This is a genomic window from Nocardia sp. NPDC051756 (assembly GCF_040681495.1).
GTDB lineage: Bacteria > Actinomycetota > Actinomycetes > Mycobacteriales > Mycobacteriaceae > Nocardia.
Genome location: NZ_JBFAYV010000004.1, coordinates 133,885 through 146,253, shown reverse-complemented (window position 1 = coordinate 146,253; position 12,369 = coordinate 133,885). Strand labels below are relative to the sequence as shown.

At 59.7% G+C, this 12,369-nt stretch carries 9 protein-coding genes; 3 read left to right on the top strand and 6 right to left on the bottom strand.

Annotated features, from left to right (window positions below):
- Positions 1–1,157 precede the first annotated feature (1,157 nt).
- Positions 1,158–1,907, top strand: coding sequence for a helix-turn-helix domain-containing protein (locus tag AB0M22_RS17645; protein WP_364727412.1), 750 nt, complete (start codon positions 1,158–1,160; stop codon positions 1,905–1,907).
- 1,499 nt (positions 1,908–3,406) lie between these two features.
- Here AB0M22_RS17645 and AB0M22_RS17640 read toward each other — a convergent pair.
- Positions 3,407–4,477, bottom strand: coding sequence for a methyltransferase (locus AB0M22_RS17640; protein WP_364727409.1), 1,071 nt, complete (start codon positions 4,475–4,477; stop codon positions 3,407–3,409).
- Positions 4,478–5,000: 523 nt separating this feature from the next.
- Here AB0M22_RS17640 and AB0M22_RS17635 point away from each other — a divergent pair.
- Positions 5,001–5,792 (top strand): helix-turn-helix transcriptional regulator, encoded by a 792-nt coding sequence (locus AB0M22_RS17635; RefSeq protein WP_364727407.1) that lies wholly within the window; start codon positions 5,001–5,003, stop codon positions 5,790–5,792.
- A gap of 1,131 nt (positions 5,793–6,923) precedes the next feature.
- Positions 6,924–7,886, top strand: a complete 963-nt coding sequence (locus AB0M22_RS17630; RefSeq protein ID WP_364727405.1) for a site-specific integrase — start codon at positions 6,924–6,926, stop codon at positions 7,884–7,886.
- Between the two features lie 154 nt (positions 7,887–8,040).
- Here AB0M22_RS17630 and AB0M22_RS17625 read toward each other — a convergent pair whose 3' ends face one another.
- The 5 genes from AB0M22_RS17625 to AB0M22_RS17605 are packed head-to-tail and all read right to left on the bottom strand — an operon-like array spanning position 8,041 to position 10,680.
- Positions 8,041–8,679 carry a hypothetical protein gene (locus AB0M22_RS17625; protein ID WP_364727403.1) on the bottom strand — a complete coding sequence of 213 codons (639 nt, stop codon included), beginning with the start codon at positions 8,677–8,679 and terminating at the stop codon, positions 8,041–8,043.
- 5 nt (positions 8,680–8,684) lie between these two features.
- Positions 8,685–9,467 (bottom strand): hypothetical protein, encoded by a 783-nt coding sequence (locus AB0M22_RS17620; RefSeq protein ID WP_364727401.1) that lies wholly within the window; start codon positions 9,465–9,467, stop codon positions 8,685–8,687.
- A 3-nt stretch (positions 9,468–9,470) separates the two neighbouring features.
- On the bottom strand, positions 9,471–9,794 hold the full coding sequence (locus AB0M22_RS17615) for a hypothetical protein (protein ID WP_364727399.1): 324 nt from the start codon (positions 9,792–9,794) through the stop codon (positions 9,471–9,473).
- Entirely contained in the window at positions 9,787–10,116 is a 330-nt protein-coding gene (locus tag AB0M22_RS17610) for a hypothetical protein (RefSeq protein ID WP_364727397.1), read from the bottom strand. The genes AB0M22_RS17615 and AB0M22_RS17610 overlap by 8 nt, the downstream gene beginning before the upstream one ends.
- Positions 10,117–10,146: 30 nt before the next feature.
- On the bottom strand, positions 10,147–10,680 hold the full coding sequence (locus AB0M22_RS17605; RefSeq protein WP_364727394.1) for a YbaB/EbfC family nucleoid-associated protein: 534 nt from the start codon (positions 10,678–10,680) through the stop codon (positions 10,147–10,149).
- Between the last annotated feature and the right edge of the window lie 1,689 nt (positions 10,681–12,369).

Genomic DNA, 12,369 nt, shown 5'->3' with positions numbered 1-12,369 from the left:
CCGGCGGCACGGGTTCGGGCCAATGCAGATCCTCGAGTTCGATCGGCGGCGCGGGCGCAGGCGATGGCGCAGGTCTGCTGGGCGCTTCGTTCCGTACTTCCGGGGGCTGCTCGTAGTACGCCGATTGCGGTGCAGGCGCGGGTTCAGTCGGCGGGGCAGGTGGCGGAGGCGGCGTCGTCGTCCCTGGCTGCGCGGGGCCGGTGACGCCCGGTTGGTCGGCAATGTGGTCAGAAATCGATGTTGCTGCACCTGTGCTGGGACATCCCAGCAGCAGCGCAGCCGGGATCGTCGCTGCGACGACTACCCAACTGCTTCGGGATGCCCGCCCTGGGTGGGCATTCGATCCCACCAGCGCGACACTCGATGTTCGCAGGGCGCTGATCCGCTGCGGTAGCTCTATGCGATCTGATCTCCCGCTCGGACTTTTACTTCTGGTTTCGGACATGCCGAATAAACCCTCCGTAGTGAAGGCGAAGAATGGTTTGAAAGAAGCGCTGAGTACGTTCCCCGGGGGCCTCTCGGCACGATGGGATCGGCCGAGAGGCCCAGCTCAGAGCTGGTTCTTCTAGATGAACGGCAGAACGAGCGACAGCACCTGGGTCGCCAACGACAACCCGTTGGACAAGAAAGATACGGCCATGTTCGCCCAAGACAGAATTACGAACGGATCCATGAGTTTGTTTCCCTTCAGAGCAGGTTGCGGTTGCTCCACCATCCAAACCCAGAAGTCGATCGAAAATCTAGGGATTCATTTCACGCGGTTTGCGTTAACGCGCTCAGCGTAAAAACTGCTACTCCTGTCACAGCCAGCGGTAATCGAGCACATTTGACGCACAGAGCATCAAATAACATTCTTCTTCGAAACCGCTGTCTCCGTGCAAGTTCCCACACTCCTGGCCAGGCCGTCGAAGGACTCGATTCGCTATCTTTCCGCAATCACGTGGCGAAATGTACGTTGCCGATTCGTACCCATTCTGGTAGACACGAAACAACTCGGGGGAATCGAGTCAACCATAATATCTGCCTGATACATCCATGAGAAAGACGTCAGAAGAGAGGGGGGACTCCGTATGAGCCGGAATCCCACGAACCGTTCGCGTGTTGACCCTCTGCGTGTTGGCTCTCGCCGCCGCCTGTCCACACCGCGGACCGCTCGAATGCCTCGACTGCGTACCTATTGCTGGCAGATCCGCAACGAGATGGGATTGTCCCGACGCGAAGCCGATGCTCTCATCGGCATCAGCTCCTCCTACATCGGACAAATCGAAACAGGCGAGCGTGTACCCAGTTTCGAGATGGTCGAGAAGATCATCAGCGGCTACGGGCTCACCTGGGCACAGGCCCAGCACATGCGCGAACTGCGCGCGTCGCCAATCGAGCTCATCGCCACTGACCAGCTCCGGGCCGACGTCCATCAGTCGCCGAACCTGCTCGCGCACCTGGCTGACCTCGAGGATCAGGGGGTCCACGCGGTCGTCGCTGATCCACTGTGGAATGTACTCGCCGCCAACCCGTCGTTCTGGCAAGCGTTCCCCGGGCTTGGCCCGACCGACAACCTCCTGGCTTGGTACTTCAGCCCGACAGCTAAAGAGCTCGTCATCGAGTGGAAGACTGAAGCACTTCACGTCGTCGCGACAGCGAAGGGTGCGGTCGGACGTCACCGCGATTCTCCGCAAGCCCGCCAGTTCCTCAACCAGATGAGCCCCGACCACGAATTCAGCAACATCTGGATCAACAGCACCCGCATCGCCTACGGCCGCGGCGCCGATGACTACCTGCACTGGCGTGAACCCGGCACGGGGGATCCATATTCGCTGAGCCTGCAAGTCAGCGAAGTCTCCGAAGCTCGGGACGTGTTGCTCGGCTACATCTTCCGCAAGCCGTACGCCGGTCCACCACTCGCCTGACACCGATAACTGCGCCACCTGCCCGGACGGTAGACGCCCGTGATTGTGCGTCGGCCGGCATGAGTTCTGGTTGGGCTCGCGCCGGTTCTCAAGCAGCTTCCAAGCTGTCTTGGCCGCAATACTCCACGGCGCCAACCGCATTCGCCTGCCCAGTCGCGTCGCCGCGGCACGATACGAACCCCGATTAACCGTCAGATGCGTTTCACGCAAATTGCGTGCACTCGAGCACCGGCGCAACTATCCCGAATCGATTCTCATTGAGTTGGGGGGATGTACTCGGTCATTCGACAACGAGGTCCTCATCTGATGACAGCCAAACCTGATACCTCATATGCCACAAGCAATCCCGATCAGCTCGTGCGACGACGCTTGCCTCCGGCGACACCGCAGCGGAAGTCACCTAAGACGGAACAGACGGCTTATCGACCGGGGTACAGCCGATGAGCGACCGCAGCCCGACACCGCCCACTGAGCCACCGGACGACGATGGGACCTATCCCGTCGAGTTCGGAGCAAAAAGGTTACACAAGTCCGTCCGCTGGTATCTGCGGCAGCTCAACGCCGGCACGCTTCCCGGGCACCGTGCCGGGCGCAGTTGTTTTCTCACAGACGACGATATTGCTGCCGCTCTGAAGCTGACCGAGAAGCCGATCACCCAACGTCTCGACAGACCCAGCGGGCCGAGCAAACACCCACAGCAACGACGTCGGCCGAATCGCCGTCCACGCCGGCCGATTCCGCCTCAACCGCCGCCCTGAAGCCCCCTGCGGGGACCGATGCCGACCGGCCCCAGCAGACGGGATCGCACGGCCTGGAAAGGACCGCCGGATGCGCCCCGCACCTGCCCTCCAGGCCGTGCTTATCCCATCATCGGGCTTCGGCGGCCGTTCCCGTCAGATCGTTGAAACGGACCAAAGTCTTGCCGGAGCGACCAACCCTCTCTTGACCTGCGGAGTACAACCGAGCGACGGTCAGCCGCGCTCGATGAGCCGGACTGATCCCGACAGACCGCATCCCCTCCGCGGTCTCTCGATACGATGCCGCTGGATCACATGGTCCAGCGGCATCGGTCGTTGGTGCGAGCAACCGACTGTGCGCAGCCGCGCGGGATGTAGCTCCGTGACCTCCGAACTGTTCACAGGGTTCTCGCAACTGATGTGCGGGGATCCAACAGCCAGACCACCGAACGTCATACGTCTCTCTATGCCCGTCGAGTTGAACCCATGCCCACCGGATTCGGTGACAACTACCTCTGCGATGCGACGGCACGGGAGTACACGCGACTCAGCCCGCTGTGCCCCGGCTGCTGTCGAAGGACTCGCTATGCATGGGCGGAAGCTGACCGTGATCTTCGTACCGTCGGCACCGTCGCCAGCCTCCACACAACACCCAGGACAGGCCGGGCCCGACCAGGCCCCTCGATTCGTGATTCTGCCTCCGCCAGAAACACCCAGGGTCTAGTTCACTATTCACACCAGCGCGCGCAAGGACAGCACAGGTCAGGGCTTTGAGGCCACGATTATGCTGTTTGTCGTCACGGACTGGCACGGGATCGTCGCGATGTCATCAAAGCCAGTGGCCGCAAGCCATGCCGTGTACTCACCACCGGAATAGTTCTTTCCGCCTTCTGTCTCCACCAGCATGTTGATTCCTACCAGAGCAGCGCGAGCCGGTCCGGTCCGTGCTTCATTGAGTAGGTCTTCCAAGATCACTATCTTGCCGCCTGATGGAAGCGCTCGGAAGCATTTCTCGAGGAGTGTCCGCCCGGTCTGCTCATCCCAATCATGGAGAACCGCTGACAGCGAGATAGTGTCATAACCTGCTGGAAGCTCATCGTCTACGTTGAAATCTCCCGCTTCAGTCGATATTCGGTCCCCGAATCCGGCGGCGGTGATCTTCTGTGCCGCGATTTCGCAGACGAAAGGCAGTTCAAAAACAGCAGCACGCAAGTCCGGGAAGGCTCTACACGCCTCGATCGCCAACGCACCTGATCCCCCACCGACATCAAGCAGCGCCTTTCTTTGAGCCAGATCAGGAAGAGCCTGTGTCAATACTCGCCCGGTAAAGCTCGACATCGAGTGCATTGCCTCCCAGAACATGGACACGACGAGCTGGTCACCGCGATCGAAGACAGTGTCCTGCTCATCCGGATTCCATGTGGTGGGTCGATTGGTGCGCAACGCAGTAGGTAGATTGTGCCAGCCGGGATATTGGCGGCGTTCGGCATAGCGGACAAACCCGCCGAAATAGTACGGCTTCCCCTCGACCAGGAACTCGTCAGAAATTGCCGAGTTTGTATACACATCGCCACGTTTGTCCAATAACCCTAGCGACGCGCAGGCGGCAAGTAGTAAGTCGGCGGGCCGATCCGCAATCTTCAATTCGATCTCAGCCTGCTCACACGTAAGGCCACCCGATCGATTCATCGCCCCGAAGAGATCCATCTCGACGGCTGCAGCGAATATCCTTGCTGCCCATCCGCCGGTAATCAATTCGAATAGTGGAATTGGCGTAAGGTTTGCGAATATGTCTTCACCCACACCGGACACATTGACATCTGTTTCACTCACTCGCAGCCTCCTAAACAAGGACTGCCCACACTCAGTTCGAGGGATCACCCGGCGTCGAGCGTATCCATGTGCACGAACCTTCGCTGCGGTGGCCCCTGCACTGCGGACAGTAGCAGAACAACCTCGAAGCTAGCAGAATGGTCGGACCTTCCACACCTTGTTCGCACTAATTCATTCGGAGACTCAGGGCGTCTCGAATTCAGCGACATTCGCGCATACCGGCTGATCGGTAGGCGTCGAACGCTTCGCGCTCAAATTTCGAAACACGATGCCATCAGCATTATCGCGGCACATTTGACGCTGGGAGCGTCAAACGATTCGCTGATCCGATCTGCTTATCGACCCTCGCTCCCTGGAAGGGGGCGACCCGTTGCGCTAACATTCGGCAGCCTCGTTGCCAAATGCGAAACGTTGCCTGGTCACGGCCGTTCTGGTATGAACAAAACGATTGGCTAGTCAGGGGAGATCCACAGGTTCGTCGTCCAGTTGCCATGCTCGAAATCCTGAGGGGGAGGCATCTCGCATGAGCAGGAAGCCCAGCACACACCGGCCACAAGCACGGGTTCCGACGTTGTCGGACTTCATGACCCAGGTCCGAGGCCGGTTGTCTCGCCGCGAGGCGGCCGAAATAACGGGCGTGAGTGAGCACTACATCCGAAACATCGAGGACGGGGACCGTCATCCGAAGGCCGCGATAGTCGCGCAGCTCATTGCCGGCTATGGGCTGAATATGTCCCAGGCCCGTCACGTACGTGATTTGCTCGCGCCTCCGCTCGATCTGACTCCGACCGAAACGCTCAAGGAGCAGGTCATGCAGAACTCGGGCTTGCTCGACCACCTAGATCTTCTCGAATCCAAGGGTGTCCTGGCCGCATACGTCGATCCCTTGCTCAATGTCCTGCTGCTTAACAAGCACATGATCCGTGCATATCCCAGGCTCGACGTGGTCGGGAATGTCGCACCGTGGATCTTCGGACCTCACTCGCGAGACATCCTCACTGACCGGGGCAACGAAAAGGACCAGGTGGTTGCCCTGTTGAAGGCGGTCATGGGCGGACACCGCGATTGTTTTCAAACCAACCACCTGCTCCGGCGACTACGCCCGATCCCCGAGTTCAACCGGATTTGGACCACTCGCACTCGCATCGCCTACGGTCGCGAGACCACCGATTATCTCCGCTGGCGCGATCAGTTCACCAAAGAGCCCCTGACTGCCAGTATCTACAGCACCGACGTCGAGGTACCAGACGTGGTGCTGTATCTCGCCTTCATCAAAGACGACGACGGTATTCAACGGAATCTCTCGATGAGCTGACTCAGGCTGTCCTGCTCGCTCGTTCGCTTCCGGCTCGCACACCCTTTGTGCGATGCCCGCTTGTTAGCCGAGCTCCCGAGCCCGATTGCCCTACACGCTCCACGGTAAGTGCCGGTTCTCGGTTCTCCTTCGCAGTCTGCACGGCCGATCGAGCAACCCATATCTGTGAGGTCACCGGCGAGATCAGCGCACAGGGCAAACTCGGAAGGATTCCCAGGTTCGGCTCACACTCCCACGGACTGCCTACGAGCTGGCCCCGGAACCGATGGCGCGGACCGCGCCCAGGGCCGACGTCTTGCCCTTGTTCTCGTCGGCGTCGGCACGACTGATCGTAGGACCGCAGGAGGGATCGCTAGGGGGTCTGCCGCAGCCGGGTAGGGCCGCTCTCCGAATCGGCTGAGCAACGTCCACCGCAGCAGTGGACTCTCGTTGCCGACCTCGACGGGTTCTTCGCGCCGCCAGCCTTCTGCCGACAACTGCACGAATGCTGTGTGATGACCGCAGTGATGGCGAGGAGTCCGGTCCAGTATAGCTTTTGGCCCCTGACCAGGAATTACGAGATCGGCCTAAAAGGACTTGGAAGTACTCCAGCTAGCGCAGCCGACCTGGATGTAGCGCATTGGTCGGAATTCAGGTTTGATGGTCTAAGGGTTTAACGAGTCGGTCGGTAGAGAGCAGACTTCTCATGCCCGCGATCGAACTAGACTCGTCGATCCCACTATCGCCAACGAGCCTACATCTGGCAGCTCGCACACCAACAGCCGCTCAGCAGAGCCGATACAGCACAGAAATACCACTTCAGTCGAATTCGAAGAGTGGACTCGAATCTGATCCGCGCCGGCCGATCTGGAGGTCGGGCACGGATCAGCCCACTGCCGATATCTCGACGGGCGACGGTCTACTCCTCGTCGTGCTCCTCGCGAATTGCGGCGTCGTTGCTCCTCCCTCAATCGTGGTCGAAGCCCTCTCGAATGTTTCGGCTCACCTCAAAGGATTGTCGTGAGCACGCACGATGTCGACGTCGCTCGACAGCTCCTACAGCACTTAGGAGTTCGCCCCGAGGAACTACTACAAGCGCCAGACGGCACCAGAGCTGTACCAACATTTGGAGAGTTCATACCCCGAGTCAGCGTGACCGTTTCCGACGGAACGCGCCGGACATACGGTCCATACTGGCGGCGGCTCGACGCCCTCTGGCACGACCGCTCCCTCGATGAGCCAACTCCACTTGAGCTGGCCGAAGTGGTGCAGCAGACCCGGCAGCAAGCAAACTCCAGGCGGAACGGCCGGGGAGGGCGCTCGGCCGCGGAGAACATGGTCAATGCCATTCGCTGCTTGTACCGATTCGCTGTCGAGGACCGCCACCTATCCGCGTTCAACAATCCTGCAGCCAACCTCAAAGCGCCTCGTCGCCTTCCCAGCACCCGCCGGGCGCTCGCCAAAAGACACCTTTCCGACCTCCACGCCGTCGCGGCTACGACCGGCGATGACAAGGACCTCGACCAGCTGATAGTTCGCATTCACATCGAAACCGCGTGCCGACGTGAAACCGCTCTGCGTATACACGGGGACGACCTCGAACCAGAGCAGTGCCTGGTCCGGCTGCACGGCAAAGGCGGCACTGTGCACTGGCACCCCGTCTCCCCGACGTTGATGGACCAGTTGATCACCCACAGGAGGCGGAGCGCGGATCCCACGAGCCAGCTGCTGCGCTATAAGAACGGTCGCCCGATCACTCGCCGTCGTTATGACCATCTCTGGGATCGAGTTGGCCGTTCTCTGCCATGGGTCGCTACCCAAGGCGTCACGACTCACTGGATTCGGTACACCACTCTCACTTTCGTTGAGCGAAACTTTGGTTACGCCGTGGCTCGGGCGTTCGCCGCCCACGCCGATCCGACTGGCAAATCTGGCGCAACCCTGACCTACGTTCGGGCCTCGATCGAGGAGGTCGCCGCAGCGGTACAAATGCTCACGGACGAACCACATCCCCTTGCGCCAGATTACCAAGAAGGCGAGCAAGGCCTGCTGTCGAGCGCTGCCTCGAGCCTGCACCGACCCGCGCTGCGGTCTGCCCTTTCACGAAGGGACTAGCTGGTGGTGATCCCGACAGTGGTGCCTACTCGGCATGAATGTTCCAGCCAAGAACGAGACGATCTGAGCGTCGAACCTCACGGATCAACACGCCGAGCGAACGACACCGGCCCACGCTCCAAAATGTTTCAGTCCCCTCCGAGGCACAGAAGTCCTACTTCATGACACGGTCGAAACCGCCCGCCAACGCGTGGGCTACCTCCAATGCGTTGCGTTCGACAGCTGCCCCTTGCTCAGGCGTGGAAGCGCCGGCGAAGGTTCGGTTCAAACGAATATGCACGGTGGCATTGCCGATGCGGAAATCTGTCTCTGCGCTGGCATCGGTGGATGCGAACTCATGGAACGAGTAAGCGTCGTCGCCGAGACCATTCACGATCTTGACTGCGGAGGAATGTTGGTCGCGGTAGCTGGTAAAGCTGCGCTTGGCCTCCTCGACGGGGTCCTTGTCCCCCCAGGAACCAGGCTGGTTGACGGAGATCGTGATAAAAACGGTCGCGGTCCGGAGTCCCGCTACGTCGGTATCACTCTTTCGTGGAGTGTTGTCGATGAAGGCGCCGTAGCAGGTCAACACCTTCGCGGACTCTTTTTGCGGCTGCTCGCTCCTGAATTCGGATTTCGGATCATAGAGCGCATCCGCATACCTCGACACCGCGTCCTTGGTAACCTCTCGGACTTCGACGCAATCGGTGGGTGTACTGCTATATGACGGGGCAGACTCGGATGTTTTCCCCTCGCAGCCGACCAGAGCGATCGAGGCCGCTGCCGCAATGACGCCCGCCGTTATGATTTTCATATGCCTCATGACGGCGTACCCCAACCCGGACCGGTCGGGTTACGCGGTTGCCATCCGGGAACAGTCAAAGCGGCCGGAGCTATCGCCGCGGGAACCTCCACTTGATTGATCTTGGTGATGACATCGTCAATCTTGCCACCGCTATCGACCATATATTTGCTGAGATTATCCAACAGCGATTTGGTATCGGTCATGAACCTGTCAACAAATTCTAGTGCGGCGCTCTGGTAACTGTCGGTGCCACCGGCCCCGCCAGTGAAGATCACGATCAAGGCGTTGGTTTCCGCTTTCTTACGCGCGGCCTCATATTGTGCGAGACTTGCCGCCGTGCTCTGCACGTTCGACGTGGCGTTGGTGTACGCGGTCGTCACGTAGGCGCCGAGATCGTTCAAGTATGTGGCGATTTGCGCGATGTAGCCGTTGTTCAAGCGCGTGGATGTAGCGAGTCGGTCCACATAGTCGACAGCAGCGTCCCGGGCGGTGCCGGACCAGCGAGCTTTCAGATTCTCATTGGCTGTCGCCAGACCGATACCATCGTTGCTACCATCGACCGCTTTTGTGAGTTCGGTGACCGCACCCTGCCAAGCCGCCAGCACGGTGGATACTTTGCTGGGGTCACCGAGCATCTTCTGCAAGATGCTCATTCGATCACGGACGGGTCCGTCGACGTCGAGATGTTCGGCCCAGGTGACTACGTAAGCTGCTTGGTCCCAGGGGAACACGAGTGCAGCGGGCAGGCCGTTGGGGTTCCGCTCCGCCGGTATGGCGAAACCCTTCGTGTCGCCCACCGCTCAGTACCCCAACTGCGCGTCGATGTAGCCGAACTGCCGATAGTAGTCGGCATCCAGGTTTTCGAAATGCGTAGCGCATGATTTCAACCCGTCCGCTGCCGACTGAATCGAGGTGGAACCTTCACGAAGCTTCGTCACCAGGTAGGTCGTTGCGAGATTGAACTTGGCAGCATTGTCTTTGCCGTAGGAGCCGAGCGCGTTGAGATCCATCGGGGCCTCGAGGATCTTTTTCTTGGCAGAATCCCACTGCTCTGAAGTCTGCCGGATCTCTTCAGCTTCCAGCTTGAGAGCCTCGGGGACAACGTGAAAATCCTGATCAGACATGCTTTCGACTCTCTCCATGAAAGGAAGTTTGGTTCGATCGAGCGGTCGACGAATTTATTGCGGTGCAAATAGCTTTTAGCACGTCGCCCTCGTTCGATTGAGCGACCTCCTGGGGATCGAGATCCATCGAGGTGATCGTACCGTTCCCATCGACGATCAGGAATCCATACATGGCTCCGGAACTGTCGTCGACAACCGGCACTTTGCGGCTTTCCGCTGCGCGCTTCGCGTAGAATCGGCCGGAGTTTACATCCTCGATGAGGTCATGCCAATTCTTGTTCATCTCCTGCGTCAAGTGGTACAAACTATCGAAATCTGCCATGGATATCCTAAGTTGTTCCGCCGCCCCGAGTCAGTGACCGAATTCGCGCGCCAGTCGACCGGCCACGGTTTCAGCTCTACTGACACGCGCCGCGTTGACTGCCTCTACGATCGCGACCGCAACAGAGTTGAGGTCGTCTGCGACCATCCAGTTCGGGCGATTCAAATCTCCGAAGCCCCGCGCCAATCGAATATCGACCACATCGCCCGAGCTCGATACACTCGCGACAGCCGCCCGGTCGAGCGACGTCCCGGTGAACAACATCGAACCGACACTCTCCATTACCGCGTCGATACGACCTCGCGCGATATCGCGTTGGCGCTCGAACTGCTCCTGCTGAGCGGCGACATCATCGTTAGGCACCCGCGGCTGTGAAGACGATGGAGCTCGAACGAACGCGAAGTCACCGCCCGGAGCCTCGTCGGTGTACCGGTCAACGAAGCGCGATGGAGTGATCGGTGCGGCGGCAACCGCCGCAGGCGAGCGTCGGGGGACCTCGAGCGGCCCGTCGTCCCAGAATTCGTCTGGGTCGTCATAGTGGTTGTAGTAGCCCTGAGCGGCCATTATCGCACCTCCGTCGCTTTGAAGGCAGCTCTGGAGTGGCTCACACCGATGGCAGTCATCGCATATCCCCCGTCGATCGCGCCGTGATCATGATCCGGCGGTTCGACTGTATCGGCCAACGAATACAGGGGTCAATCCGATGCTCGCATACAGGACAAGCGCAGGGTTACAGCGAGCCAAGCAACCCGGCTCACATTCGCCGCGCACCACACTTTCCCTTCGAAAGCCTCTGCCTGCCGCGGGTCCGTGCCAATGCACCGACAAGACCTGGAAGTTTCGCTATCCCTCCAGGTCTCGTCGTGCGTAGCCGTGCATCCCGATGACGGTCCCGATGAGGTTGATGGCGGTCAGCGTTGCACAGGCAGCCCAGTCCGGCGCTCTCTCCAGTACGGCGGAGAGGTGAGCAGGGGGAGATCTCCCGGAGAGTCCGGGGTACTGGCATTGGGTTGGTGTCTCGACGCGGTCGCCGTGATCGGGCTGCGCCCGTTGTAGGTGGGCTCCTTCTCCATGCGGTGGCCCAGAGCATCAGCGCACTCTGCTGGATCCATCCAGATGGAGACCGTATCGACCCGCAGGTTCTGGTTGTTGAAGCCGAATTCATCTGTCGATTGGTTGAAGGGTTCTGGAGCCATTCGATGATATGCAACCTCTTGGCCGTAAGAGGAGTCCGGCTTGCCGCGGGGTGCGAATATCTCCAGGGTCCGCACCGGTCGCGCTGGTTCGCCCGCAGACGCAGTCGCCCGTGCAGGTGTCTCCTGGTTGAAGCTAATAGCAGTGGGGGCACCGGCCAAGACCGTTAGCTTCTTAATCTCGCTTCTCGGAATTGGCCCTCAGCACCTGTTGAATCACATTCAAGCCCATCAAAGCAGCTGCGCCGAATACGAGAACCAGAACTAACAGAGTCTTCGTACTGCGCAGGATCTCAACGCCTGCAACAATAAGAGAAACGAGCGCAATTACGTTAAGCCAGAACCCTAATCGCCTTGCCAAGCCCATCGAAGTCACGCTCGCTCTCTGCTACAGTTCCGGTTCCGGGATCATATACTCAGACCATGCCTGTGTACACGGGGGCACGCGTCGGGCATGCAACCACCGCCCTGGTATCGATCGCGTAGCAAGTGGCTCCTGCGGGAATATCGATGACCTGACCTTCTTGGAACATTTCACACTGGTCGAATATCACCGCGGTCGCGGAGCTCGCGCCCAAGAGGACAGCTCCAGCGCCAACGCCCGTGGTCGCTGCGGGCGCGCTCAGGGCTGACGCTCCCAACGCAAGATACCCTGCCGTGCAACCCAGAGGGGTCGCCTGAGCTACGGATGTGGTCGAGATCGAGCCGAGCCCCGCCCCGGCGAGTACGATCGAGCTTGCGGCGACAGCCTTGCGGATGCGGTTCATTGCGAGTTCCTATCGGTTGGTTGTTACTGCGAACGGCTGCACATGCGCGCAGCTCCGGGTGTTGGGGAGTTGCAGCTCCCCAACACCAGGCTTTTAGGGCCCCTACTAACCGGGGTTTCATGTCGTGAATGGTCGCTTCCGAGTTGCGTTCTGTTCTATACGGTTAGACGCTTCATCCTCGGAACCGGTTCCATCATCACTAATTTTTTCAGTTCTTGTGCCCTGCTACTTCGCGGGTGCTCTTGCCTACAGCGCCATACGGGATGCTCCGGATGTTTCAGTAGCTCAGCGGG

Coding starts and splice junctions, on each gene's coding strand:
- AB0M22_RS17645 (WP_364727412.1), top strand. CDS start 1,158: ATGCCTCGACTGCGTACCTATTGCTGGCAGATCCGCAACGAGATGGGA.
- AB0M22_RS17635 (WP_364727407.1), top strand. CDS start 5,001: ATGAGCAGGAAGCCCAGCACACACCGGCCACAAGCACGGGTTCCGACG.
- AB0M22_RS17625 (WP_364727403.1), bottom strand. CDS start 8,679: ATGAAAATCATAACGGCGGGCGTCATTGCGGCAGCGGCCTCGATCGCT.
- AB0M22_RS17615 (WP_364727399.1), bottom strand. CDS start 9,794: ATGTCTGATCAGGATTTTCACGTTGTCCCCGAGGCTCTCAAGCTGGAA.
- AB0M22_RS17610 (WP_364727397.1), bottom strand. CDS start 10,116: ATGGCAGATTTCGATAGTTTGTACCACTTGACGCAGGAGATGAACAAG.
- AB0M22_RS17605 (WP_364727394.1), bottom strand. CDS start 10,680: ATGGCCGCTCAGGGCTACTACAACCACTATGACGACCCAGACGAATTC.